The 25,471-nt window shown below is 65.7% G+C and carries 19 protein-coding genes; 12 read left to right on the forward strand and 7 right to left on the reverse strand.

What is annotated here, in order from left to right; translation table 11 throughout:
• The first annotated feature begins 166 nt into the window (after positions 1–166).
• The 3 genes from ACL58G_RS28260 (at position 167) to ACL58G_RS28270 (ending at position 3,607) form a co-directional block, all read left to right on the forward strand.
• Complete coding sequence (locus ACL58G_RS28260) at positions 167–685, forward strand: hypothetical protein (protein WP_413387260.1); 519 nt, start codon at positions 167–169, stop codon at positions 683–685.
• Between the two features lie 31 nt (positions 686–716).
• A complete protein-coding gene (locus tag ACL58G_RS28265; protein WP_413387259.1) occupies positions 717–1,175 on the forward strand; it encodes a DUF3597 domain-containing protein in 459 nt (152 codons plus the stop codon).
• 242 nt (positions 1,176–1,417) lie between these two features.
• Positions 1,418–3,607 (forward strand): glycoside hydrolase family 9 protein, encoded by a 2,190-nt coding sequence (locus ACL58G_RS28270; protein WP_440963864.1) that lies wholly within the window; start codon positions 1,418–1,420, stop codon positions 3,605–3,607.
• A gap of 9 nt (positions 3,608–3,616) precedes the next feature.
• Here ACL58G_RS28270 and ACL58G_RS28275 read toward each other — a convergent pair whose 3' ends face one another.
• Complete coding sequence (locus tag ACL58G_RS28275) at positions 3,617–4,666, reverse strand: serine endopeptidase (protein ID WP_440963865.1); 1,050 nt, start codon at positions 4,664–4,666, stop codon at positions 3,617–3,619.
• Positions 4,667–4,791: 125 nt separating this feature from the next.
• The gene (gene trpS / locus ACL58G_RS28280) at positions 4,792–5,814 is read right to left on the reverse strand and encodes a tryptophan--tRNA ligase (RefSeq protein WP_036238519.1); all 1,023 of its coding nucleotides are present in this window, start codon (positions 5,812–5,814) and stop codon (positions 4,792–4,794) included.
• A 301-nt stretch (positions 5,815–6,115) separates the two neighbouring features.
• On the opposite strand from trpS, the gene ACL58G_RS28285 reads away from it, so the two are divergent.
• The 3 genes from ACL58G_RS28285 to ACL58G_RS28295 all read left to right on the forward strand — a co-directional run bounded on the left by ACL58G_RS28285 (position 6,116) and on the right by ACL58G_RS28295 (position 11,539).
• The gene (locus tag ACL58G_RS28285; protein WP_413387256.1) at positions 6,116–8,377 is read left to right on the forward strand and encodes a family 1 glycosylhydrolase; all 2,262 of its coding nucleotides are present in this window, start codon (positions 6,116–6,118) and stop codon (positions 8,375–8,377) included.
• Positions 8,378–8,452: 75 nt separating this feature from the next.
• The gene (locus ACL58G_RS28290; RefSeq protein ID WP_413387255.1) at positions 8,453–10,234 is read left to right on the forward strand and encodes a cation:proton antiporter domain-containing protein; all 1,782 of its coding nucleotides are present in this window, start codon (positions 8,453–8,455) and stop codon (positions 10,232–10,234) included.
• Positions 10,235–10,270: 36 nt separating this feature from the next.
• Complete coding sequence (locus tag ACL58G_RS28295; protein ID WP_413387253.1) at positions 10,271–11,539, forward strand: CaiB/BaiF CoA transferase family protein; 1,269 nt, start codon at positions 10,271–10,273, stop codon at positions 11,537–11,539.
• A 6-nt stretch (positions 11,540–11,545) separates the two neighbouring features.
• Here ACL58G_RS28295 and ACL58G_RS28300 read toward each other — a convergent pair whose 3' ends face one another.
• The 5 genes from ACL58G_RS28300 to ACL58G_RS28320 all read right to left on the reverse strand — a co-directional run bounded on the left by ACL58G_RS28300 (position 11,546) and on the right by ACL58G_RS28320 (position 14,664).
• Positions 11,546–11,866: a hypothetical protein gene (locus ACL58G_RS28300; protein ID WP_413387252.1), complete on the reverse strand. Its 321-nt coding sequence runs from the start codon at positions 11,864–11,866 to the stop codon at positions 11,546–11,548.
• Between the two features lie 275 nt (positions 11,867–12,141).
• Entirely contained in the window at positions 12,142–13,020 is an 879-nt protein-coding gene (locus tag ACL58G_RS28305) for a hypothetical protein (protein WP_440968147.1), read from the reverse strand.
• A 17-nt stretch (positions 13,021–13,037) separates the two neighbouring features.
• Positions 13,038–13,820 carry a hypothetical protein gene (locus ACL58G_RS28310; RefSeq protein WP_413338424.1) on the reverse strand — a complete coding sequence of 261 codons (783 nt, stop codon included), beginning with the start codon at positions 13,818–13,820 and terminating at the stop codon, positions 13,038–13,040.
• Positions 13,817–14,332 carry a hypothetical protein gene (locus ACL58G_RS28315; protein ID WP_413338422.1) on the reverse strand — a complete coding sequence of 172 codons (516 nt, stop codon included), beginning with the start codon at positions 14,330–14,332 and terminating at the stop codon, positions 13,817–13,819. The genes ACL58G_RS28310 and ACL58G_RS28315 overlap by 4 nt, the downstream gene beginning before the upstream one ends.
• A 41-nt stretch (positions 14,333–14,373) precedes the next feature.
• Positions 14,374–14,664, reverse strand: a complete 291-nt coding sequence (locus ACL58G_RS28320; protein WP_413387250.1) for a DnaJ domain-containing protein — start codon at positions 14,662–14,664, stop codon at positions 14,374–14,376.
• A 186-nt stretch (positions 14,665–14,850) separates the two neighbouring features.
• Between ACL58G_RS28320 and ACL58G_RS28325 the strand changes: the two genes are divergently transcribed.
• From ACL58G_RS28325 to ACL58G_RS28350, 6 genes are all read left to right on the forward strand, one after another.
• The gene (locus tag ACL58G_RS28325) at positions 14,851–16,599 is read left to right on the forward strand and encodes a glutamine--tRNA ligase/YqeY domain fusion protein (RefSeq protein WP_440963866.1); all 1,749 of its coding nucleotides are present in this window, start codon (positions 14,851–14,853) and stop codon (positions 16,597–16,599) included.
• 235 nt (positions 16,600–16,834) lie between these two features.
• Positions 16,835–18,625, forward strand: a complete 1,791-nt coding sequence (locus ACL58G_RS28330) for a CHASE domain-containing protein (protein ID WP_440963867.1) — start codon at positions 16,835–16,837, stop codon at positions 18,623–18,625.
• 327 nt (positions 18,626–18,952) lie between these two features.
• The gene (locus ACL58G_RS28335; protein ID WP_440963868.1) at positions 18,953–19,744 is read left to right on the forward strand and encodes a glycine-rich domain-containing protein; all 792 of its coding nucleotides are present in this window, start codon (positions 18,953–18,955) and stop codon (positions 19,742–19,744) included.
• Between the two features lie 213 nt (positions 19,745–19,957).
• Positions 19,958–21,814 carry a CHASE domain-containing protein gene (locus tag ACL58G_RS28340; RefSeq protein WP_440963869.1) on the forward strand — a complete coding sequence of 619 codons (1,857 nt, stop codon included), beginning with the start codon at positions 19,958–19,960 and terminating at the stop codon, positions 21,812–21,814.
• 300 nt (positions 21,815–22,114) lie between these two features.
• Positions 22,115–23,329, forward strand: a complete 1,215-nt coding sequence (locus ACL58G_RS28345; RefSeq protein WP_440963870.1) for a hypothetical protein — start codon at positions 22,115–22,117, stop codon at positions 23,327–23,329.
• Positions 23,330–23,500: 171 nt separating this feature from the next.
• A complete protein-coding gene (locus tag ACL58G_RS28350; RefSeq protein ID WP_440963871.1) occupies positions 23,501–25,354 on the forward strand; it encodes a CHASE domain-containing protein in 1,854 nt (617 codons plus the stop codon).
• Positions 25,355–25,471: the final 117 nt, after the last annotated feature.

Consider the following 25,471-nt stretch of genomic DNA (forward strand, 5'->3'; position numbering starts at 1 on the left):
ACAGCGCGTTGCCCAGTTCGCCCGTGCATAGTCTCTCTCGGGCAAGTTGTTTTATTTATGTACAGCAATGCGGATTATAGATGCCGCCCCTCCGTTAGCGAACGTACGGAGGAATGCTCCGCGAACGCCTACCCTTGCGCTTCGAGGTTTCAACGTGGAGAACATCATGAGCTTTGATTTGGGCAACCTGTTGCAGCAATACCTGGGCGGAGCCAACCCGAACGCCAACCCGGCGCAGGCCGAGAACGATTTCGACCACGTGGCGCAGAACGTGCCGCGCGCCACCGTCGCGCAGGGCGTGACGCAGGCGCTGCGCTCGGACCAGACACCGCCGTTTTCGCAGATGGTCGGCCAGCTGTTTGGCAACAGCAATCCCGACCAGCGTGCCGGCATGCTGAACCACCTGCTGGCCAATGTGGGACCGTCCGTGCTGGCGTCCGTCGCCGGCGGCTCGCTCGGCAACCTGCTCGGCGCCGACCAGGCCCGCGTGTCGCCGGAACAGGCGAACCAGGTCTCGCCGGAACAGGTGCAGGAACTGGCCGCCAAGGCCGAGCAGCAGAATCCCGGCATCGTCGAACGCATGGGCGACTTCTATGCCGAACACCCGACCCTGGTCAAGGCCATCGGCGGCGCCGCACTGGCGATCGCGCTTGGCCACATGGCCCAGGGCATGCAGCGCCACTGAGCGCATCCACCATCATCGAGAAGGAATCGACATGGGTATCCTGAGCAATATCTTCCACAAGATTTTCCCGTCCTCGCACCCGGCCGCGCAGAACAGCAGCCAGGCGGCCCCGGGCGCCCAGCAACGCGCGCCGCAGCCGACGCAGCCACCCGCGCAGCAACCGGCACAGCAGCCCGCGCAACCACCGCAGGCCGCGCCCGCGGCAAGCGCGCCGGCGGCGGCACCGATGCAGCAGGTCGACGTGGAAGCTGTCCTGAACAACATGCAGCAGCAATCCGGCCAACAGCTGAACTGGCGCACGTCGATCGTCGACCTGCTGAAGCTGCTGGGCCTCGATTCCAGCCTGCAGGCACGCAAGGAACTGGCCGCCGAGCTGAACTATTCCGGCGATACCAGCGACTCGGCCAGCATGAACATCTGGCTGCACCGCCAGGTCATGAACAAGCTGGCGGCAAACGGCGGCAAGGTGCCGGCCGACCTCAAGGACTAACCTCCTCCCACCCGCCGGCGGCGTCCATGCCGTCGGCGAATTTCATACCTCGAGTTGACGGTTTTCGGTCTGGCAGCGACGCCATGTCCCTCGCATAATCAACTCAACCATACATCCCCGATGACGCATCATCCGCTGCTTTCAGCGGCTTCAACGACGGCCGGCCGTTGAAGTCCGGCCTGCCCACGCCTGAACGGGACTGGCGCGACGAGCCCGGCCTGCACACGACAACGAGAAAAAGGATGGAGATCAAAAAAAGCGTACTGCTGACACTGGCAGCCTTGAGCGCACCCGCGTGGGCACAAACGTGCCAATCCAGTACCACCACCCCGTACGTCAACATCAATGGCACGACGTCATGGGCAATGACGTCGTCGCTCGCCCTGAACACCGGCTCGACCGTCGTCCTCGGGCCGCAACCGGCATCGGGCGGCACGTGGGCGTGGAGTGGTTGCGGCACATCGGGGGCGGCGCGCGAACAGACCATCAAGCTCGCCAATACCGGCACCAGCGCCACCACCTGCACGGCCACGGCCACGTACACGAACAGCTGCGGCGCCAAGTCGACCCAGCAGTACAACTTCACGGTGTGGCCGGCGCAGGCGGCCAATGCCGGCAAGTACATCATGGTCGACCAGTTCGGCTACCTGACCAACGCGCGCAAGGTGGCGGTGCTGCGCATGCCCCGCGCCGGCTACGACGCGAACAGCCCCCAGTTCTGGCCGCAACAGGTCAGCGTGGTGAACTCAGCCACGGGCGCGACCGTGTACACGTGGTGGCCCACGGAGTGGAACACGCGCGCCACCGATCCGTCGTCGGGCGACCAGGTCTGGCACTTCGACTTCAGCAACATCACGACGCCGGGCACGTATGAAATCGTCGATGCCGGCGGCCAGCGCTCGGCCCGCTTCGAGATCGGCGACAACGTCTACCGCAACGTGCTGGTCCAGGCCGTGCGCATGTTCTACTACCAGCGTCTAGGCCAGGCCCACACCGCGAACAATGCCGGCCTGAACTGGGCCGACGGCGCCAGCAACCTCGGCCCGGGCCAGGATTCGCAGGCACGGCGCTTCCTCGATTCCGGCAACGCCGCCACGGCGCGCGACCTGCGCGGCGGCTGGGCCGACGCGGGCGATTACAACAAGTACACGAGCTGGGCGGCCGGCTACGCGGGCGAACTGATGGACGCCTATGTCCAGAATCCGACCGTGTTCACCGACGATTTCAATCTCCCGGAATCGTGGAACGGCATCCCGGACATCCTCGACGAAGCGAAGTGGGGCCTGGACTGGCTGAAGCGCATGCAGAACAGCGACGGCTCCGTGCTGTCCGTCGTCGGCGTCGTGGGTGCGAGCCCGCCGTCCTCGTCCACCGGCCCCAGCTACTACGGCGACGCCAGCACGACGGCCACGCTGGCGGCGGCCGCCGCGTTCGCGGAAGGCGCCAAGGTGCTGGGCAGCCTGAACAACGCGTCGCTGAACACGTATGCGGCCGACCTGCTGACGCGTGCGAAAAACGCGTGGAACTGGGCGCAGGTCAACCCGAACGTCCTGTTCTACAACAACGATGCGAACCGCGGCACCCAGGGACTCGCCGTCGGCCAGCAGGAGACCGACGACAACGGACGCAAGTCGCTGAAGCTGATGGCTGCCGTCCGGCTGTTCGCCGCCACCGGCGATGCCACGTACAAGAGCTACGTCGACGCGAACTACACCGATGCGGCGATGTTCAAGAGCTGGAACCTGTCGGGCTTCAGCGCCGGCGACGCCCGCAACCTGCTGTACTACGCGTCGCTCCCGAACGCGACGTCCACCGTGGCCACCGCGATCCGTACGCAATTCCTCGACCTGTGGGGCCGCGCGGACTACGACGGCTGGGGCAAGGTCGATGCGCAGACGGACCCGTACCGCGCCTTCATCGGCTCGTACACGTGGGCCAGCAACGCGGTCAAGGCGAACGCCGGCTCGCTGTTCGCGGAAGAAAGCTATTACGGCATCAGCCGCCACACGGCCGAGCAGGATGCCAATGCCGCGGCCGACTACGTGCACTACCTGCATGGCGTGAACCCGCTGGGCAAAGTCTACCTGTCGAACATGGTCAGCTTCGGCGCGGAGAATTCCGTCAACCGTCTGTGGCATACGTGGTTCACCCAGGGCACGCCCTGGAACGACGCCAAGCAGTCGCCGTACGGCCCGGCACCGGGCTACCTGGCTGGCGGTCCGGCGGGCACGCAGTACAACTGGGACAGCAACTGCCCGAACGTGTCGGCGCAGTGCGGCTCGGCCCCGCCGTCGCCGCCGTATGGCCAACCGTCGCAGAAGACCTATCTCGACTTCAACGACGGCTGGCCGCTGAACTCGTGGTCGGTCAGCGAGCCGTCGAACGGCTACCAGACGGCGTACATCCGCCTGCTGGCCCGCTTCGTGAAGTAAGCTCCCCGCTCAGTCCGCAAGGCTGACGTTGGCCGGCGTGCCGCACGAAAAGCAGTAGCGCGTGAAAGCGTTCTTGCGCGTCGTGCACGCCGGGCAGCGGTCGAACAGGCCGATGCCGCAGTGCGGGCAATGGGCCAGGTGTTCGTCCTTGAAATTCGTCGCACGCTCGCACGACGGGCACACGCTCTTGGCGATGCGTTCCATCGCCACGTCGTAGCGCATCGTCGTGCGGCGCTCGGCATCGGGCATGGCCTCCGCGGCCCGCTGGCGTTCCAGCCACGCGTGCAGCCAGCGGATCGCGTAGCGGCCCACGACGACCGTCACCACGATGCCCACGCCGTAGCGCACGTAGCCGCCGTAGCTGGGCAAGTAAGGCACCAGCTCGACGAAGAACGCGAACAGCGCGAAGAAAATGAAACCCCACGTGAACGGCCAGTACGTGCCGTTGCGCTTGTATTTGAACAGCGCGCCCGCGACCAGCAGCAGCGGCAGGGTCACGCCGAGACGGATCAGGAAGACCTTGCGCGCGGCCCTGGCCGCGGCCTCGTTCGCGGCCTCGCGTGCCGGTTCCAGCAGTGCCTCGTAGGCCGCCGCGGCCTTCTGCTGGGCCTGTTTGGCGTCGAGTTCGACCTGCTCCTGGGCTTCGACCGCGGCGAGCGCGGCGCGTTCTGCTGCCACGAGTTTATCGAGTTCCCGGTTGCGCGCGATCAGTTCCGTGTCCTGGTCGGGGCGCGCCGTCACGTGGCGCGTCGCGATCCAGTTGTCGAAGGCGTCGCGTGCGCTTGTCGTGTTGGCCTGCGCCACGCGGTGTTTCTGCTGCGCCTGCTCCAGCGCCGCGTCCGCCGCTTCGCGCGTCTGCTTCGCCTGCTCGACCGCGGCCCGCAGCGGGCCCGCCTGCACGGGATCGAGAAATTGTTCGGCTGGGGGCACGGGCTCCAGGTACATCACGTTGTCGACGACCTGGTTGCCGAGCCCGATCAGGAACCCGGCGAAGACGAACGCGACGAGCCACAGCGCCCGGCGCATCCATTGTTCGGTCCAACGCAATCCTTTGCTCATGGTGCGGCTCCTTCATCGGTGGCGAAAGCCGCAGCTTGCCATCGATACACAAACCGGACCACAAGAAAGCGCAAGGCGATCACCTTGCGCTACCTCAAAGCGCGTTTTCCGCTACCCGCTGCGGTTTAGAAATACGACAACCCGAGGGCCTTGCGCACCTCGTCCGTCGTGCGCGCCGCCACTTCGCGCGCCTTCATCGTGCCTTCTTTGAGGATTTGCATGACCTGGCCCTTGTCCTTGGCCAGTTCCTCGCGGCGGGCGCGGATCGGCGCCAGCATGTCCTGCAGGATGCCTTCCAGGCGTTTCTTGACGACGGAATCGCCCAGGCCGCCGCGCACGTAATGCGCCTTCATCTCGGCCAGGCCTTCCTTGTCCGTGTCGAACGCGTCCAGGTACAGGAACGCGACGTTGCCTTCCAGGTGACCCGGGTCGGATACCTTCAGGTGCAGCGGGTCCGTGTAGACCATCTTGACGGCGGCGCGGATCTCGTCGGCGGACGCGCCCAGGTTGATCGTATTGCCCAGCGACTTGCTCATCTTGGCCTTGCCGTCGATGCCCGGCAGGCGGCCGACTTCCGGCACGATCGCCTTGCACTCGACGAGGATGTCGCGGCCGGCGTTGCGGTTGAACTTGCGCACGATCTCGTTGCACTGCTCGATCATCGGGATCTGGTCCTCGCCGACCGGCACGATGGTCGCCTTGAAGGCGCTGATGTCGGCGGCCTGGCTGGCCGGGTAGGTGAGGAAGCCGGCCGGGATGTCGCGCTCGAAGCCGCGCAGGATGATTTCCTGCTTGACGGTCGGGTTGCGCTCGAGGCGCGCGACGGTCACGAGGTTCAGGTAATAAAAGGTCAGCTCGGCCAGCTCCGGGATCTGCGACTGGATCAGGATGGTCGATTTGGCGGGGTCGATCCCTACGGCAAGGTAATCGAGCGCCACCTCGATCACGTTCCGGTGTACCTTACCGATATCATCCATATTGTCCGTGAGCGCCTGGGCGTCCGCGAGCATGATGAACTGGCGATATTGGTCCTGGTAAGTGACGCGATTGCGCAGGCTGCCGACGAAGTGGCCGAGGTGCAGCGGCCCGGTGGGACGGTCGCCGGTGAGGATGATGGGCGTGGTAGCGGTAGGGGTTTGCAGACTCATCGAGTTTTCCTTGGGAGTTTAACCGCCCTGCCTCGATCCTGCTGCGCCAACAAAAACGCCACCTTGGAATCGAGGCGGCGTTTCGGAATACCTATCCAATTCACTGGCCGCGCGCAATCAGCGGCGCCACCAGGTGAGAACAGGATGTGGATACGAAAAATTCATGGATGGCATGGTTGCAGGTTGACGCGTCGCTGTCAACCGCCACCACTCGAAAGCCAAAACGCTTCCCCGACTTTTTTGCCAGTTCGGGGCCATGCCGTATTTTTTGTTGCAATAAAATTAACAATATTGGTGATTTATGGATTCCACGAAGAGCACGAACAGCCACGCCCGCCCTCTCGAACTGTGGGGCGGCCTCGAATGCACCGTCAACCGCGTCCGCGACGACTACTTCCACCAGCTCGACCGTAACGGCCACGCCTCCCGGGCCGACGACATCGCCCGTTTCGCTTCCCTCGGCATCCGCGCCATCCGCTACCCCGTGCTGTGGGAACGCACGGCGCCCGACGGCGTCCACGCCGCCGACTGGTCCTGGCCCGACGAGCGCCTGAACGCGCTCCGCGCCCACGGCGTCACGCCGATCGCGGGCCTGATCCACCACGGCAGCGGCCCGCGCCACACGAGCCTCGTCGACCCCGCGTTCGCGGAACAGCTGGCGGAATACGCCGGCGCCGTGGCCGCGCGCTATCCCTGGATCGAGTACTACACCCCCGTCAACGAACCGTGCACGACGGCCCGCTTCGCCGGGCTGTACGGCGTGTGGTACCCGCACGGCCGCGACGACCGCACGTTCGTGCAGGCCCTGCTGAACCAGTGCCGCGCCGTGGTGCTGGCCATGCGCGCGATCCGCGCCGTGAATCCAAACGCGAAACTGGTGCAGACGGACGATCTCGGCAAGACCTACAGCACGCCCGAGATGGCCAAAGTCGCCGAGTTCTACAACGAGCGCCGCTGGCTCGCGTGGGACCTGCTGTGCGGCATGGTCGGTCCCGAGCACGCGCTGTGGTCGTATCTGACGAAGACCGGTATTCCGGCCGAGGAATTCCTGTGGTTCCGCGACAACCCGTGCCCGCCGGACGTCATCGGCGTCAATTACTACGTCACGAGCGAGCGCTGGCTCGACCACCGTCCGGACCGTTATCCGGCGCACCACCGCGGCGTGGCCGACGGCATCCCGTGCGCCGACATCGAGGCCTCGCGCGCGCTCGCGACGCCCACGGCCGGCATCGCCCCGCTGCTGCACGAGATCTGGGACCGGTACCACATCCCGCTCGCCGTCACCGAGGCCCACATCGACGCCAACCGCGAAGACCAGTTGCGCTGGCTGCTGGAGATCTGGGAAGCGGGCAAGGAAGTGCGCGCGAACGGCGTCGACCTGCGCGCCGTCACCGTCTGGTCGCTGCTGGGCTCGTTCGACTGGAACAGCCTCGTCACGTGCAACAACGGTTATTACGAACCGGGCCCGTTCGACGTGCGCGCGCCGGAACCGCGTCCGACGGCCGTCGCGCGCATGATGCGGGAACTATCGGCCGACGCACCGCTGTCGCACCCGGTGCTGCGCGGCCAGGGCTGGTGGCGCCGGCCGGGCCGCTGGCTGTGCACGCCCGTCGCGACGCCCGATGCGCTGACGTCGATCACCGCCGACGGCCACACGCTCGTCGGCAAGGACGCGGCACCGATCCTGATCACGGGCGCGTCCGGCACGCTGGGCCGCGCGTTCGCCCGCATCTGCCGCAAGCGCAACCTCGCGTACCGGCTGCTGTCGCGCCAGGACATGGACATCACGGACCCGGCCTCCGTCGAACGCGCGCTGGACAAGTACCGGCCCTGGGCCGTCGTCAACACGGCGGGCTACGTGCGCGTGGACGATGCCGAGCGCGACGCCGAGCGCTGCTTCCGCGAGAACGCGATCGGCCCCGCGATCCTGGCCGCCGCGTGCGCCCGCCACGGCGTGCACCTGACGACGTTCTCCAGCGACCTCGTGTTCGACGGCGCGCTCGACCGGCCGTACGTGGAAAGCGATGCGGTCGCGCCGCTGAACGTCTACGGCCGCAGCAAGGCCGAGGCCGAGCTGCGCGTGCAGGACAAGCACCCGGGCGCCCTCGTCGTGCGCACGAGCGCCTTCTTCGGCCCGTGGGACAAGTACAACTTCGTCACCCTCGCGCTGCAGACGCTGGAGCGGGGCGAACCGTTCCGCGCCGCGCGCGACATGGCCGTGTCGCCAACGTACGTGCCCGACCTCGTGCACGCCTGCCTGGACCTCGCGATCGACGGCGAGTCCGGCGTCTGGCACCTGGCCAACGTCGGCACGCTGACGTGGGCCGAGCTGGCCGAACAGGCGGCGGCGCGCGCGGGCGTTGACTCCAGCCGGCTGGAAGCCGTAGCGGCCGAGTCGTACGGCTTCGCGGCGCCGCGGCCGCGCTACACGGGGCTGCACAGCGAGCGCGGGATCCTGCTGCCGTCGCTGGACCATGCGCTGGGACGCTATCTCGAGCTGCGCAACGAGATCGACCAGGAGATGGAGGAAGTGATCCTGATGGCGGAGAGCAGGCAGGCCTGAAGGCTGCGCATCGTGGGCACGGGGTGCCCACGCGTTAAAATTGCCGGGATGATCATCCGTTAAAGGCCAGACCCCGTGCAAGAGCAACACGCCTTCCCCTTCCTGCGCGAAATCCTGTTGTTCCTCGCCCTTGCCGGCATCCTGATCCCGCTGCTGCAGCGCCTGCGCATCAACCAGGTGCTGGGCTTCCTCGCCGTCGGCGCCCTCCTCGGCCCGTTCGGGCTCGGGCGCATGGCGCAGGATTTCGCGCCGCTCGGCCTGTTCACGTTCCCCAACAACGACAACGTCGCCATGCTGGCCGAGCTGGGCGTGTTGTTCCTCATGTTCATGATCGGCCTGGAGCTCTCGGCCGCGCGCCTGTGGGCCATGCGGCGCTGGGTGTTCGGCACCGGCAGCGCGCAGGTGGTGCTGTGCGCCGCATTGATCGGCGGTGCGGCGTATCTTCTGCTCGGCCAGCGGCTCGGCGCGGCGCTCGTGCTGGGCCTCGTGCTGTCGCTGTCGTCGACGGCCGTCGTGATGCAGTTGCTGGCCGAGAGCCAGCGCACGGCGAGCCCAGTCGGCCAGGCCGCGTTCGCCGTGCTGATGCTGCAGGATCTCGCCGTCGTGCCGATCCTGATCCTGATCGGGGCGCTCGGCAAGAACGAAGGCGGCGGCGCGAACGTCGCGTTGATCGCCCTGCTCGCGATGGCCAAGGCGGCCGTCGCCATCGCCCTCATCTACCTCGTCGGCGGCAAGGTCGTGCACCCGCTGTTCCGCGCGTTTGCCCGCCATCGCCAGCCGGACGTGTTCATGGCCCTGATCCTGCTGTCGACCTTCGGCATCGCCGCGCTGTCGCACCTGGCCGGACTGTCGATGGCGCTCGGTGCGCTGATTGCCGGACTCCTTCTCGCGGAAACGGAATTCAAGCACGAGGTCGAGCTGATGGTCGAGCCGTTCAAGGGCCTGCTCATGGGGCTGTTCTTCATGACGGTCGGCATGGGCATGGACGCGCTGCAGATCCTGCACGCGCCGCTGTGGCTCGCGTGCGCCGTGCTGGGCCTCGTCCTGCTCAAGGGCGTCGTCGTCGCGCCGCTGCTGCGGCTCGGCGGCCTGCCGTGGGGCCGCGCGATCGAAGGCGGCCTGCTGCTGGGCCAAGGCGGCGAATTCGCGTTCATCGTGATCGGCTACGCGACCGCGTCGAAGCTGCTGGACGGCGCCCTCGGCGCGCGCGTGATGCTGGCCGTCGGCCTGTCGCTGTTCATTACGCCGCTGCTGGCGCGCATCGGCCATGCGATCGGCGAGCGCTCGGCGGCGGAATCCCAGGGCGCCGCGGCTCACCTCGCCGACAACGAGCTCGATGCGGCACGGGGCCGCGTGATCATCGCCGGTTTCGGACGCGTCGGCCAGCAGCTGGCCAAGCTGCTCGCGGCCCAGGAGATTCCCTACGTCGCGTTCGAGAACGACGCGAAGCTCGTCTCGCAGCTGCACGCGAACGGCGTGCCCGTTTATTTCGGCAACGCGGCGCGGCCGGAACTGCTGCGCCGCGTGCATGCGGACGAGGCGCCGGCAATCGTGCTGACGATGGATCACCCAGCCTCCGCGCTGCAGGCCGTGCGCGGCATCCGGCGCGAATTCCCGCACGTGCAGTTGTACGCGCGCTCGCGCGACGAAAAACACGCACGCGCCCTCAAGCGGGCCGGTGCCAACGTCGTCGTGCCGGAGACGCTCGAAGCGAGCCTGCAGTTGTCGGCCTTCGTGCTCGAAGGGATGGGGCTGGACGAGCGCATGGTCGACGACATCGTCGACCGCGAACGCGACGCATTCGCCGCCGCGCTGGACGACGCCCGCTCGCGGGAGCGCGACGAGCGCGACGTATAATCCGCGCCGAGAACAACTCATCGAATCGGAGACCAGATGGCATTCATTCCGAACGGACCGCACAACGGTCCGGACAATCGCCTGCAGGGCGCGCTGGGCCACATCCGCGTGCTCGACCTGTCGCGCGTGCTGGCCGGGCCGTGGTGCTCGCAGAACCTCGCCGACCTTGGCGCCGACATCATCAAGATCGAGCGCCCCGGCGCCGGCGACGACACGCGCGCCTGGGGCCCGCCGTACGCGCCGGACGCCGATGGCCGGCCCACCACCGAAGCCGCCTACTACCTGTCGGCCAACCGCGGCAAGCGCTCGCTCACGGTCGACATCGCGAGCGAACCGGGCCAGGCGCTGCTGCGCGAACTGGTGCGCCATTGCGACGTCGTCATCGAGAACTTCAAGGTCGGCCACCTCAAGCGCTACGGCCTCGATTACGACACGCTGAAGGCCATCAGGCCGGACCTCGTGTACTGCTCGATCACGGGCTTCGGCCAGGACGGGCCGTACGCGCACCGCGCCGGCTACGACTTCCTGATCCAGGGCATGGGCGGGCTGATGTCGGTAACGGGCGAGCGCGATGACCTGCCGGGGGGCGGCCCGCAGAAAGTGGGCGTCGCGCTGACGGACCTGATGACGGGCATGTACGCGACCGTCGCCGTGCTCGCCGCGCTGACCCACCGCGACCGCACCGGCGAAGGCCAGCACATCGACATGGCGCTGCTGGACACGCAGGTCGCGATGCTGGCGAACGTCGGCAGCAATTACCTGAACAGCGGCAAGCGGCCGACACGCTGGGGCAATGCGCACGCGAACATCGTGCCGTACCAGACGTTCGCGTGCAGCGACGGCCACATCATCGTCGCCGCCGGCAACGACGGCCAGTACCAGAAGTTCGTGGAAGCGGGCGGCCGCCCGGAACTGGCGCGCGACCCGCGCTTCGCCACCAATCCCGCACGCGTACAGAACCGCGACGTGCTCGTGCCGCTGCTGGCGGACATGGTACGCGCGCGGCCGCGCGCGGCGTGGATCGCGCTGCTGGAAGCCGTGGGCGTGCCGTGCGGTCCGATCAACGACCTGGACGAGGTGTTCGCCAACGAGCAGGTGCGCGCGCGCGGCATGGAAATCGCCCTGCCGCATCCGACCGCCGGGCAGGTGAAACTGGTGCGCAGCCCGATGCGCATGTCGGCCACGCCGGCGACGAGCGACAAGGCGCCGCCGCTGCTGGGCGAGCACACGGAGGAAGTCTTGCGCGACGTGCTGGGCAAGACCGACGCGGAGATCGCCGCCCTGCGCGAGGGCGGCGTCGTGTGAGGCCTGTCAGTGCAGCTTGTGCTTCAGGTCCGACAGTTCGGCATGCACGCGGGTCACCGCGGCTTCGACGTGGGCGGGCATCGTCGGCAGCGAGCGGCTGATGCGCTTGGCTTCGTCGCCCATGTCTTCCAGGCTGTCCACGCATTGCTGGATGCGCTGCTGGTCGTTCGACTGCATCACGCTCTGCGCCTGCCTGGCTTCGCGCGACAGTTTTTCGATGCAGTCGCGGATCTCGTTGGGCGCATCCTGCTGGCAGGCCTGCTGGGCTTCTTGAATGGTTTGCTGAATATGAGTGAATCGCTGCTGGATTTCGTTTGCTTGCAACATGACGTACTCCTTGCATTGATGGCTCGATACCGCATCCGCACGGGATGCGGGGCTGGAGCGTCATGGTAGTCCTGATGGGAATCGGGGGGCGCACGAACCGTATTGACGAGCTTGGCGCCGGGAGCTTGATTTACCGGATTTGACGACTCGGGCATCGCGTGGGCACGGGGTGCCCACCCTACGCGTAACGGCAACCGTAGCATCGCGTGGGCACGGGGTGCCCACCCTACGGCTGCGGTGATATGTAGGGTGGGCTCCCCGAGCCCACGCTACGGTTACGGATACTCGGCGTCGATCTCGGAGCCCGCATAATTCTCGAGCTCCACGAACAGCTCCTTCAGCGGCACCTTGCCCGCGATGTTCTGCAGGAGGATGCTGTTGCGGTAGCTCTGGATGCGGTCGGCGATGATGGCCTGGTGCGCGGCCGGGATCTGTTCCAGCAGCGCCGCCCAGCCCGCGTCGAAGTCCGGCTTCGCCTTGCGGACCGTCTGCACGAAGCGCTCGAATTCCTTCTGCCCCGTGCGCGCGACGATGCGTCCGCCGCCTTCGACGCCGAAGATGATCGCGAGCGCGATCACGCCTTCCGCGTTCAGGTCCGGATCCTTGACGGGGCCTTCCCAATGGTGCCGGCGCAGCCATTGCGCGGCGCGCACGACGGCCTGCACGTCCCGGCGCTGCTTCAGCTGTCCCTGGTAGCGCTCGTAGCCGGACCACGTCTCGCCCGGGTCGGCCGTGCAAATGTCGACGAACAGCTCCTTCAGGCGCCGCGCCGAGTACACGGGGTCGTTGTCGAATTCCCCGATCAAGGTGTCCTCCGGCAGCGCCGCCAGGTCGCGGATCAGGCGGAACCCCTGCTGGAACACGAATTCCGCGCCCTCGTCGAGCAGCACGTCGAGCGCGTCCAGGTCGCCCTGGGCGTCGTCCGATTCAACCAGGTGCTCCAGGCCCAGCGACACGCAGCCGATGCTCAAGAGCTGCGCGCGCTGGATGCCTTCGGCCGTGCGGTCGTTGGTGAACTTCTCGGCCACCATCGCCGTGATGCCGGCCAGCTCGTCGGCGAGGCCGGCCGCCTCGTCGGCATTGGCGTTCCCCGGGATCTGCCGGATCGCCCGGATCAGGCGGGGCAGTTTTTCGATGACGATAGCCGGCAGCATCGATGCGCTCGCCCCCGTCACGAGAAGATGTCCGTGCCCATGCTGCGGCGGCCGCTGCGGCGCTGCAGGCTGCGGACGGACGGCACCTGCTTGCGCAGGCGGTACAGCAGTTCGCGCGTGCCGCGCTGCTGGAATTCCGTCTCTTCGTCCGGATCGTCCGGCAACTCGACGTCCGCGAGGTCGGCCGTGTTGCGGTATTCCGGGAACAGTTCCAGCAGCGAGCGCTGCCAGCCGTCCTCGCTGGCCTTGGCCAGGTCGACGGCGAGCGGCACGATGTCGCTGTCGGACGTGGTGTGCACGTTGATGTGCGGGCCGCGGTTGTTGATCTCGCCGGCCACTTCGAGGATCTCGCGCGGCGCCAGCGACCACACGATGGCGAATGCCGTCGCGCCGTAGTCGGTGGCCGACGCTTCCGTCAGCAGCTCGTGGCGGCGCCCGTCGTCATCGGTCGCGTAGACGATGCCGTGGATGTGGTTGAACAGGTTTTCCGCGATGCGCTCGGGGTCGTCCTCGATCATGTCGTCCGGCCACGTGGCGGCGAGGTAGGCGAGGCTTTCGGCCCAGGCCTTCGGCGGCACCAGCAGGGTCGCCACCGACGTCTTGGCACCGTCGAAGCCGGCCAGGTGCAGCGCCGTCACCTGCGGGGGCAGCGTGGACAGCACTTCGGCCACGGCGTAGTCGCCATGCTCGTCGGCGGCCTGCGACAGCGCCTCTTCGGCGTGGTGCAGCGAACCGGCCAGCACGAGTTCGCCGACCTGCTTGCTCAGCGCGGGCAGGTTGGATTTGTTGTCGTCGCTCATTCGCGCTCACCTCCATCCTGGTCGAATAGCTGGGAGAAATCGTCGCCCACGGAGGTTTCGTCGAGTTCCTCGTCGTCGCCTTCGTCGTCTTTCGCAAGCTGGTCGAGCGACTGGTCGTCGTCTTCCCAGCGGGCCTGGTTCTTGTACAGGAACGCCGTCACGATGGCCTGGCGCGCCAGTTCCGGATGGTTGTCGCAGATGGCGGCATACATCGCGCGGCCTTCGTCGTCGCCGTCGCAGTTGGCCATCGCGAACACCTTGGCCGGGTCGCCGCCCTCGTAGTCGTAGGCTTCGCGGATCAGGCCTTTCGGGTCCGTGAAGCGGATGCGGTCGACGAGCGCGAACGCCATCATGTTGACGTCGTCGAGGCCATCGCCGTTGGCGTATTCGGACACGAGGGCCTGCACCATCATGTCGTAGTTCTTGCGGTTGGGCGGGTCACCCAGGGTGCCTTCGATCTGGCCTTCCAGCTCGCGCGACTGGAAAGCGAACTCCGGATGTACTTTTTTCATGATTGACTCGTATTCTGTTGGAACGTATTGAGGCAGGGAGCTCAGTTGACCAAATTGACGCCGTTCAGGGCGAACACCGAGCGCCACAATTCGAAGGCTTCGGCCTCCGCGTCGAGCACGATGCGGTGGTTCACGCTCTGGTCGTATTCCGCCCGCTTGATCGGGTCGGACAGCACCTCGTACGCCTTCGTGACGGCCTTGAAGCGCGCTTCCGCGCCCGGCGCCTGGTTGCGGTCCGGGTGGTAGCGCATGGCGAGCGAACGGTAGACCTTCTTGATGTCGTCGTCGCTGGCATTCGGCGCGACGCCGAGGATCGCGTATAAATTTTCCACTTGGAACTCTCCGGCTGTGGCCGAAAAAACATTAAACCGAGATTATCCTATAGAAAGCGCCAACTTGACAGGCATCCCAGTATGCGGACTGCCCCGCGCGTGGACCGTGCGCTTGGCCACATAGCGAACCGCATGCCGTCTTCTACGGTAAAATGCCGGGAATCATACCCATTCAAGATAGGCTTCATGAGTAACGACAAGAACGCTGCGGCGGCCACCCCGTCGCCGAATTTTGTCCGCGCGATCGTCGAATCCGACCTCGCCGCGGGCACCCACACGCGTGCCGGCATGCCGTCCGTGATCACGCGCTTCCCGCCGGAGCCGAACGGCTACCTGCACGTGGGCCACGCCAAATCCATCTGCCTGAACTTCGGGCTGGCACGCGACTACCAGGGCCGCTGCCACCTCCGGTTCGACGATACGAATCCGGAAAAGGAAGACCAGGAATACGTCGACACGATCATGGACAGCGTCAAGTGGCTGGGCTTCACGTGGGAGCAAGGCGGAGACTCCCACCTGCACTACGCCAGCGACTACTTCGACCAGCTGTACGCGATGGCCGAATACCTGATCCAGAACGGCAAGGCTTACGTCGACAGCCAGAGCGCCGAAGACATGTCGCGCAACCGCGGCAACTTCGGCACGCCGGGTACGAACTCGCCATTCCGCGACCGTCCGGTCGAGGAATCGCTGCAGATCTTCCGTGACATGAAGGCCGGCAAGTACAAGGACGGCGAACACGTGCTGCGCGCCAGGATGAGCGAGGACGCGATGGCCTCGCCCATCATGACGAACCGCGACCCGGCCCTGTACCGCATCCGCCATGCGCATCACCACCGCACGGGCGACAAGTGGTGCATCTACCCGATGTACGACTTCACGCACCCGATCTCGGACGCGCTGGAAAACATCACGCATTCGCTGTGCACGCTGGAATTCCAGGACCACCGCCCGTTCTACGACTGGCTCGTCGAGACGCTGGCGGCTGGCGGCTTCTTCGAACGTCCGGTGCCGCGCCAGTACGAATTCGCGCGCCTGAACCTGACCTACGTCGTCACCTCGAAGCGCAAGCTGCGCCAGCTCGTCACGGAAGGTGTGGTGAACGGCTGGGACGACCCGCGCATGCCCACGATCGTCGGCCTGCGCCGCCGCGGCTACACGCCCGAATCCATCCAGCTGTTCTGCGAGCGCATCGGCGTCTCCAAGGCCGACGGCTGGATCGACATGAGCACGCTGGAAGGCGCCCTGCGCGACGACCTCGACCCGAAGGCGCCGCGCGCCGTGGCCGTGCTGCGTCCGCTGAAACTCATCGTCGACAACTTCCCCGAAGGCGAAACGGTGGAGTGCAGCGCACCCGTCCACCCGCACCATCCGGAATGGGGCACCCGTTCGTTCCCGTTCGCGCGCGAGCTGTGGATCGAGCAGGAAGACTTCATGGAAGTGCCGACGAAGGGGTACCACCGCTTCTACCCGCCCATCGACGACAAGCCGGGCTCGCGCGTGCGCCTGAAGTACGGCTTCGTGACCGAATGCACCGGCTTCGACAAGGACGAGAACGGCAACGTCGTCGCCGTGCACGTGAACTATTTCCCGGACTCGAAATCGGGCACGCCGGGCGCGGACAACTACAAGGTCAAGGGCAATATCACGTGGGTCAGCGCGCAACACGCGCTGGAAGCGGAAGTGCGCCTGTACGACCGCCTGTTCCTCGACCCGCAACCGGACGGCGGCGGCAAGGATTTCATGAGCGTGCTCAATCCGAACGCGCTGGAAACCGTCACCGCGTACCTGGAGCCGGGCCTGGCCGGGGCCGAGGCCGACCAGCGCTTCCAGTTCGAGCGCCACGGCTATTTCGTCGCCGACCGCGTCGACTCGGTGCCGGGCAAACCCGTGTTCAACCGCGTGACGACGCTCAAGGACAGCTGGGGCAAGTAAAACTCATTTGATCTAGCGCAAAAGCCCGGTTCGGCGACGAATCGGGCTTTTTCTTTTCTCCACTGGGAGCCCAGCGTCGTGCTGGCTCGGCAACTCCCCGATCTGCTAGGTTCATCACGCACCCAAGCCGCGTAAGTTGAATTAAACCAACAATTTCGTGCCGTCGCGGTGCCACATGTCGATCACGCTGAGAGACGCATTTTCCGTTACGCGGTTCTCGTTCTGGACCGGTGTCATGCTGTCGACGCTGGTCGGCGGCGTGCTGTACGTTGTCACGACACGCTCCATCGAGAGCGACGTGCAGGAACGCTTCTCCCGCCACGCGAAATATGCGCAGGCCGTCATCAACATGCGCATCAAGTCGTACACGGACCTGCTGCACGGCGCGGCCAGCCTGCTGCAGAGCGGCGATACGATCAGCCACCGCCAGTTCCACGACTACGTGCAGGGGCTGCACCTGGCCAGGAATTACCCGGCCGTCGACACCCTCAACTTCGCTACCTGGGTGCGCGAAGACGAGCGTCCGCAATTCGAGGCAGACTTCGCGCGGGAACTGCAGGCCTTCCTCGGCCCGGGCGCGCGCCCGGTCGTCACGCCATCCGGCCGCCGTTCCGCGTACCTCGTCGTCACCTACATCGAGCCGGACGCCACGAATACGCAGCTGTACGGCCTCGACCTGATGAGCAATCCGTATTTCCGCACGCAGCTCGCGCAGTCGCGCGACGACGGCAAGTTGCGCGCGTCCGGCCGGCCGATCGCGGCGGTGTCGGCGCCCAACGACAACCACCTCGGCATGCGCCTGCCGGTGTACCGGCACAGCCCCCTGCTGGCCGGCGCGGAACAACGGCGCGCGGCCTATCTCGGCTCGCTCGGGATCGCGTTCAGCCTGCCCAAGCTGCTGCACGGGGTGATGGACGAGATGCCGATTCCCGGCGTGCGCATGACGCTGTTCGACGTCGGCCCGCGCGAGGTGATCGGGCACGATACGACGACCTGGCCCAAGGTGCTGTTCGACAGCCATGGCACGGCCGCCAATCCCACGCCGCCGCTCGACGGCGGCGATGACGTGTTCACGGCCACGCTGCCGCTCGATTTCAACGGGCGTCCATGGCAAACCACGTACAGCGTGCCGAAAGCCCGCCTGCGCACGCATTTCGACGTCTATTATCCGAAGCTGATGATGGCGTTCGGCTTCATCGGCTCCGTCCTGCTGTACGCCCTGCTGCACATCCTGACCTCGTCGCGCCGCGCCGCCCTCGAACTGGCGCAGGAGATGACGAGCGAGCTGCGCGAGAGCCAGACCAGGCTGCAGCTGTCGCACCAGAAGCTCAGGCGCCTGGCCGACCACGCGTACCAGATCAAGGAACTGGAGCGCAAGCGCATCGCGCGCGAGATCCACGACGACCTCGGCCAGAGCCTGCTCGCGCTGCGCATCGAAGCCGAACTGCTGGCCGGACGCACGCAGGGCACGCACAACCACCTGAACACACGCGCCCGTTCCACGCTGCAACAGATCGACACGACGATCAAGAGCGTGCGCCAGATCATCAACGACCTGCGTCCGACCGTGCTCGACCTGGGGCTGTCGGCGGCCGTCGAATGGCAGGTGAACCAGTTCCAGAAGCGCACGGGCATCCAGTGCGAGATCCGCGACGACCACGGCGAGATCGCCCTGCCCGACCATTGCGCGACAGCCTTCTTCCGCATCCTGCAGGAATCGCTCACGAACATCGTCCGCCATGCCAACGCGACCCATGTGAAGGTGGAGCTGCGCCTGAACGGCGGCTGGCTGTCGCTGACGGTACGCGACAACGGCTGCGGCCTGCCGCCCGGCGGACGCAACAAGTATGAGTCGTTCGGCCTGGTGGGCATCGAGGAGCGCATCGTGATCCTCGGCGGCACCTGCGCCGTCTTCAGCGAACCGGGCGGCGGCACGACCGTGATCGTGTCGGCGCCCGTCATCGGCGGGTCGGAACCCGCCGCTCCCCTGCAGCAGGAACACGGCCCGGGTTCGGCCGTCGTCTAAACACTTCCTTCGCAACGACCAGCGCCGCCCAACCGGGCGACGCCTCGTCACGCCTGTTCCCCGCGGGTATCGCAACTTCATAAGAAAGAAATTGCATAGCCGCTTCAACAACAAATGTTGTTTCTTTGACAAATATCAATATCTCATCAGATTGCCTGAATTACATTGACTACGTGTAAGGCGCGCCCACGAATCGACCCACTCGCTGGCAGATGTCATCACGAACCTTGAGGAATTACTGTCCAGCGCTGGCCCGACAAGCCAACACGACCACAACTAGGGAAGCAGTCACAACGCAATCTTCAACAACCAATGAGGATGACCAACATGAACGCCAACGACCTGTTTAACGCCGTAATGCAACTCGACCTGGAACCGATCAAGACGAAGTTGATGCACGTGGAGTCTGGCGAAGGCTGGAGCCTGGACAAGGCCAATGCCGTCGAAAAGGAATACCGGCGCTTCCTGTGCCTGATGAAGATGTATCCCGACGAGTCCATCGCGCCCCTGGTCGACGTGGACACGTTCTGGCACTACCACATCCTCGACACGATGAAGTACGCGGTCGACTGCGAGCAGGCTTTCGGCTACTTCGTCCACCATTACCCGTACGTCGGCATGCGCGGTGGCGACGACGCACAGTTCCGCATCGACAGCGGCGAGCGCATGCAGAGCCTGTACGAAGCGACGTTCGGCGAAGCCTATCCGGTGGCGGACGCGGCGCCGGTGGAAGCGTCCGGCACGGCCTATTGCGCCGGTCCGTGGGACAAGCAGGGCGCGCAGGCCGCCGCCCGCGGCGAGACCGCCTACTGCGCCGGTCCGTGGGACAAACCCCGCGCCCGCGCCGCCGCCGGCGCCGGTACGGCCTACTGCGCCGGCCCGTGGGACAAGCACGCCAGCACCGCCTACTGCGCGGGTCCGTGGGACAAGCCGCATGCCCATGGCGCCGCCCAGGCCACGACCGCCTACTGCGCCGGCCCGTGGGACAAGCACGCCGCCACCGCCTACTGCGCGGGCCCGTGGAAACAGGAGGGCGCACGGACCGGGAACAATGCCGCCACCGCGTACTGCGCCGGGCCATGGAAACCGGCCACCGCGACGTCGCCGCTGAACGTGTGAAGTACCGCCGGGGAGCGCGTTCCTCGTACGCACTCCCCGCGCCTACCCATTGCCCGCTCCGGAACAGGCGCGGGCCTTTTTCTTTTGAGATAATTCTGCCAGTGAACAACTCTTCGAATGACTAGGTGTCGCACCGCATCCGAGACGAGTAAGTTGCAAATTACAAACTTTGTGTCGCCGAACGCGATTCGGCCGCACGCCTCTGGGAAGATTATGCAGGCCGTTCTGAGGGACGCATTTTCCGTTAACCGGTTTTCGTTCTGGACCGGCGCACTGGTGTCGACGCTCGTCGGCAGCGCCCTGTACGTGATGACCCAGCGGTCGATCGAAACGAATGCCCAGGAACGGTTCATCAACCATGCCAAATATGCGCAAAGCGTCATCAACGTGCGCATCAAGTCCTATACCGACCTGCTGCGCGCGACCGGAAGCCTGATCCATAGCACCGACATCCTGAGCCACCGCAAACTTCACGAATACGTGCTCGGGTTGGACCTCGCCAACAACTTCCCGGCGGTCGATTCGATCAATTTTGCGCTGTACGTCACGGACGACAGGCGCCAGCCCTTCCTCAGCGACCTGCGCGAGGAAATGGGAGGGCACATCCACGCCGCGGCGCCGCTGGACATCGTGCCGCCGGGGCAGCGCGACGCCTATCTGATCATCAGTTATATCGAGCCGGACCAGTCGGGCCCGGGCCATTACGGCATCGACCTGATGGCCAACCGTTATTTCAGCAAGCAATTGGCCGAGTCGCGCGACAACGGCACGGTCTACGCCTCCGGCACACCCATTCTTGCCTTGTCCGGCCCCAACGATACCCATCTGGGCATGCGCATGCCGATCTATTATTTCGGCACCAAGCCCGACACCGTGGCGGCACGCCGCGCCGCCTATGTCGGGTCATTGGGCATTGCGTTCAGCGTGCCGAAACTCCTGTACGGTGTCATGGACGAGATACCGGTCAAGGGGCTGCGCATGACGCTGTTCGACATCGGCCCCGGCCTGGACGTCCATGGCCATGAAACCGCGGGGACGCCGCGCACGCTGTTCGACAGCCACGGTACCAGCAAGAACCCGATGCCGCCGCTCGCGGACGGCGACACGCGCATGTTCAGCACGACGCTTCCGCTGGATTTCAACGGCCGTACCTGGAAAACGACCTACAGCGCGCCCAAGGCCGCCCTGTACACGGAATTCGACACCTATTATCCGAAGCTCATGATGGCCTTCGGCTTCCTCGGCTCGATCCTGCTCTATGCCCTGGTGCACACGCTCACGTCGTCGCGCCGCGCCGCCCTCGCGCTCGCGCGGGAAATGACGAGCGAGCTGCGCGAAAGCCAGACCAAGCTGCAACTGTCGCACCAGAAGCTCAGGCGCCTGGCCGACCACGCGTACCAGATCAAGGAACTGGAACGCAAGCGCATCGCGCGCGAGATCCACGACGACCTCGGCCAGAGCCTGCTCGCCCTGCGCATCGAAGCCGAGCTGCTGGCCGGCCGCACGAAGGGCACGCACAGCCACCTGCACAAGCGCGCCCGCGCCACGCTGATGCAGATCGACACGACGATCAAGAGCGTGCGCCAGATCATCAACGACCTGCGCCCGACCGTGCTCGACCTTGGCCTGTCGGCGGCCGTCGAGTGGCAGGTCAACCAGTTCCAGCGCCGCACCGGCATCCAGTGCGACATCCAGGACGACCACGGCGAGATCGCCCTGCCCGACCACTGCGCGACGGCCTTTTTCCGCATCCTGCAGGAATCGCTGACGAACATCGTCCGCCATGCCAACGCGACGCGCGTGAAAGTGGAGTTGCGCCTGAACGGCGGCTGGCTGTCGCTGACGGTACGCGACAACGGCTGCGGCCTGCCGCCGGGCGGGCGCAACAAGTACGGCTCATTCGGCCTGGTCGGCATCGAGGAACGCATCGTGATCCTCGGCGGCACCTGCGCCGTGTTCAGCGAGCCGGACGGCGGCACGACCGTCATGGTGTCGGCGCCCGTCATCGGCAGTCCGGACCGCCCGCTGCCCGCGCCGATCGAGCACGGCTCCGGCTCATCCGTCATCTGACTTAACTCCCCCCTCCCCGGCTTCCTTTCCCTCCGCTATTCTCTCCAGATACGCCTACCCTATCCAAAGGCTTTGGCGTATCTACCTAAGCAACAAATGTTGTTTATTTGACAAATATCAATAACGCTGTGAATTGCCTCAACTAAATTGAGCACGTGTAAGACACGTCCGCAAATCTGACGAAGAGTTGCCGGGCGTCATCACATGTTTAATGGAAATGTTGTTTGAAAGCGGCAGATTCACCGCATAAAACCATAACTAGGGATAGCAGTACTTCACTAACTACTACGAGGATGACCAATGAATACCAACGACCTGTTTAACGCCGTGATGCAACTCGACCTGGAACCGATCAAGACGAAGCTGATGCATGCGGCATCGGGCGAAGGCTGGAGCCTGGAGAAGGCCAACGCCGTGGAAAAGGAATACCGCCGCTTCCTGTGCCTGATGAAAATGTATCCGGACGAGGACACGGCACCGCTGGTCGACGTCGACACGTTCTGGCACTACCACATCCTCGACACGATGAAATATGCCGCCGACTGCGAGCAGGCCTTCGGCTATTTCCTGCACCACTACCCGTACGTCGGCATGGGCGGCGACGATGACGAACAGTTCCGCCTCGCCAGCGGCGACCGCATGAAAGAGCTGTACGAAGCCACGTTCGGCGACGCCTACCCGGGCGCCGTCGCCCAGGCCGCGGACGGCGCCGGCGCCGGCGCCTACTGCGCCAGCCCGCGCATCGAAGCCGCCTACTGCGCCAGCCCCCGTATCGAGGCGGCCTATTGCGCCAGCCCGCGGATCGACACAGCCTACTGCGCCAGCCCGCGCAAGGAAGCACGCGAAGGTGCCGTGGCGGCGACCGCGTATTGCGCCAGCCCGCGGATCGACACCGCCTACTGCGCCAGCCCGCGCAAGGAAGCACGCGAAGGCGCCGTGGCGGCGACCGCGTATTGCGCCAGCCCGCGGATCGACACCGCCTACTGCGCCAGCCCGCGCAAGGAAGCACGCGAAGGCGCCGTGGCGGCGACCGCGTATTGCGCCAGCCCGCGGATCGGCACGGCCTACTGCGCCAGCCCGCGCAAGGAAGCACGCGAAGGCGCCGTGGCGGCGACCGCGTACTGCGCCAGCCCGCGGATCGGCACCGCCTATTGCGCCAGCCCGCGCAAGGAAGCACGCGAAGGCGCCGTGGCGGCGACCGCGTATTGCGCCAGCCCGCGGATCGGCACGGCCCGCTGCGCCAGCCCGCGCAAGGAAGCACGCGAAGGCGCCGTGGCGGCGACCGCGTATTGCGCCAGCCCGCGGATCGGCACGGCCCGCTGCGCCAGCCCACGCAAGGAAGCACGCGAAGGCGCCGTGGCGGCGATTGCGTACTGCGCCAGCCCGCGGATCGGCACCGCCTATTGCGCCAGCCCGCGCAAGGAGGCACGCGAAGGCGCGGTGGCGGCGACCGCGTATTGCGCCAGCCCCCGGGTCCAGACGCAGCCCGGTCGCAGTGAAGCGGCCACCGCCTGACCCGCCACAAGAACACCTTTCAATTCCTGCAACATCCCAGCCCGCTTCGGTTTCCGGAGCGGGCTTTTTCTTGTGCAAAGGACTTCGCGCGACACTCGACACAAGTTTTGCAACAAATTAACATTGCATATCCGGCCGTGCTGGAACACATTCTTTTCGAAAGCGTATTTGATGGCGACGACGCTGAAAGACACTTTTTCCGTGACCCGGTTCTCGTTCTGGGCCGGAGCATTGCTGTCTTCCCTGGTCGGCGCGCTGCTGTATCTGTTCACGGCACGTTCCATCGAAAGCGACGCCGAAGCCCGTTTCATCAGCCATGCCAGGCATGCGCAAAGCGTCATCACGGTCCGCGTGAAATCGTATACGGACCTGTTGCGCGCCACGGGCAGCATGATCCAGAGTTCCGACGTCCTGACGCACCAGGGCTTCCACGAATTCGTGGCCGGACTGGACCTGGCCAGGAGCTTCCCGGCGGTCGACTACATCAATTACGCGGTCCAGGTGCCGCATGACGGGCGCGACGCGTTCGTTGCCGCACTGCGCACGGACGTGTCGCACATCTTTGGCAAGCCGGTCGACCTGGATATCATGCCGCCCGGCATCCGGCCGTCGTACCTGGTCGTCGCCTTCGTCGAACCCGCGCCGCCGGGCGCCCACTACTATGCGATCGACCTGAAGGCCAACCGCTATTTCGGGAACTTGCTGCTGCAAGAGCGCGATAGCGGCATGATATTTTCGACCGGTACGCCGATCCCAATGTTGTCGCGTCCGAACAACATCTACGTGGGCATGCGTATGCCGGTCTACCGCAAAGGCGTGCCGCTGCGCACAGTCGACCAGCGCCGCGCGGCCTACACGGGTTCGCTCGGCATCGCGTTCAGTATCCCCAAGCTGCTGAACGGCGTCATGGACGAAGTTCCGGTCGCGAACCTGCGCATGACGCTGTACGACGTCGGCCCCGGCATCGACGCCCGCGGCCAGCCTACGGTATCGAAGCCGCTCGCGCTGTTCGACAGCCGCGGCACGCGCGCCGAGCCGACGCCGGCGCTCGACGTCGGCGATGACGTCTTCACGACCAGCCTGCCGCTCGATTTCAACGGCCGTCCATGGAAAACGACGTTCAGCGCGCCCAGGGCCGCCCTGTACACGGAATTCGACACCTATTATCCGAAGCTCATGATGGCGTTCGGCTTCCTCGGCTCGATCCTGCTCTATGCCCTGCTGCACACGCTCACGTCGTCGCGCCGCGCCGCCCTCGAACTGGCGCGGGAGATGACGAGCGAGCTGCGCGAAAGCCAGGCCAGGCTGCAGTTGTCGCACCAGAAGCTCAGGCGCCTGGCCGACCACGCGTACCAGATCAAGGAAATGGAGCGCAAGCGCATCGCGCGCGAGATCCACGACGACCTCGGCCAGAGCCTGCTCGCCCTGCGCATCGAGGCGGAACTGCTGGCCGGACGCACGCAGGACACGCACAGCCACCTGCACAAGCGGGCCCGTTCCACGCTGCAGCAGATCGACACGACGATCAGGAGCGTGCGCCAGATCATCAACGACCTGCGCCCGACCGTGCTCGACCTGGGCCTGTCCGCGGCCGTCGAGTGGCAGGTGAACCAGTTCCAGCGCCGCACCGGCATCCAGTGCGACATCCAGGACGACCACGGCGAGATCGCCCTGCCCGACCATTGCGCGACGGCCTTTTTCCGCATCCTGCAGGAATCGCTGACGAACATCGTCCGCCATGCCAACGCGACGCGCGTGAAAGTGGAGCTGCGCCTGAACGGCGGCTGGCTGTCGCTGACGGTACGCGACAACGGCTGCGGCCTGCCGCCGGGCGGGCGCAACAAGTACGGCTCTTTCGGCCTGGTCGGCATCGAGGAACGCATCGTGATCCTCGGCGGCACCTGCGCCGTGTTCAGCGAGCCGGACGGCGGCACGACCGTCATGGTCTCGGCGCCTGTCATCGGCGGCCCCGAACCCGTTCTCTCCCAGGAACAGGAACAAGGCGCGGGTTCGGCCGTCATCTGACATTTCACCGGCTCGCCTTACTCCACTATCGAACTTCTGCATAGCCGTTCAAACAACTCATATTATTTGTTTGACAAATATCAAAATCTGGGCGAATTCCCTCAACTACATTGAGGA

Origin of the sequence: Massilia sp. GER05 (assembly GCF_052056005.1) — a bacterium.
Lineage (GTDB): Bacteria > Pseudomonadota > Gammaproteobacteria > Burkholderiales > Burkholderiaceae_D > Telluria > Telluria orientalis.

Coding starts and splice junctions, on each gene's coding strand:
- ACL58G_RS28260 (WP_413387260.1), top strand. CDS start 167: ATGAGCTTTGATTTGGGCAACCTGTTGCAGCAATACCTGGGCGGAGCC.
- ACL58G_RS28265 (WP_413387259.1), top strand. CDS start 717: ATGGGTATCCTGAGCAATATCTTCCACAAGATTTTCCCGTCCTCGCAC.
- ACL58G_RS28270 (WP_440963864.1), top strand. CDS start 1,418: ATGGAGATCAAAAAAAGCGTACTGCTGACACTGGCAGCCTTGAGCGCA.
- ACL58G_RS28275 (WP_440963865.1), bottom strand. CDS start 4,666: ATGAGCAAAGGATTGCGTTGGACCGAACAATGGATGCGCCGGGCGCTG.
- trpS (WP_036238519.1), bottom strand. CDS start 5,814: ATGAGTCTGCAAACCCCTACCGCTACCACGCCCATCATCCTCACCGGC.
- ACL58G_RS28285 (WP_413387256.1), top strand. CDS start 6,116: ATGGATTCCACGAAGAGCACGAACAGCCACGCCCGCCCTCTCGAACTG.
- ACL58G_RS28295 (WP_413387253.1), top strand. CDS start 10,271: ATGGCATTCATTCCGAACGGACCGCACAACGGTCCGGACAATCGCCTG.
- ACL58G_RS28300 (WP_413387252.1), bottom strand. CDS start 11,866: ATGTTGCAAGCAAACGAAATCCAGCAGCGATTCACTCATATTCAGCAA.
- ACL58G_RS28305 (WP_440968147.1), bottom strand. CDS start 13,020: ATGCTGCCGGCTATCGTCATCGAAAAACTGCCCCGCCTGATCCGGGCG.
- ACL58G_RS28310 (WP_413338424.1), bottom strand. CDS start 13,820: ATGAGCGACGACAACAAATCCAACCTGCCCGCGCTGAGCAAGCAGGTC.
- ACL58G_RS28315 (WP_413338422.1), bottom strand. CDS start 14,332: ATGAAAAAAGTACATCCGGAGTTCGCTTTCCAGTCGCGCGAGCTGGAA.
- ACL58G_RS28325 (WP_440963866.1), top strand. CDS start 14,851: ATGAGTAACGACAAGAACGCTGCGGCGGCCACCCCGTCGCCGAATTTT.
- ACL58G_RS28330 (WP_440963867.1), top strand. CDS start 16,835: ATGCTGTCGACGCTGGTCGGCGGCGTGCTGTACGTTGTCACGACACGC.
- ACL58G_RS28335 (WP_440963868.1), top strand. CDS start 18,953: ATGAACGCCAACGACCTGTTTAACGCCGTAATGCAACTCGACCTGGAA.
- ACL58G_RS28340 (WP_440963869.1), top strand. CDS start 19,958: ATGCAGGCCGTTCTGAGGGACGCATTTTCCGTTAACCGGTTTTCGTTC.
- ACL58G_RS28345 (WP_440963870.1), top strand. CDS start 22,115: ATGAATACCAACGACCTGTTTAACGCCGTGATGCAACTCGACCTGGAA.
- ACL58G_RS28350 (WP_440963871.1), top strand. CDS start 23,501: ATGGCGACGACGCTGAAAGACACTTTTTCCGTGACCCGGTTCTCGTTC.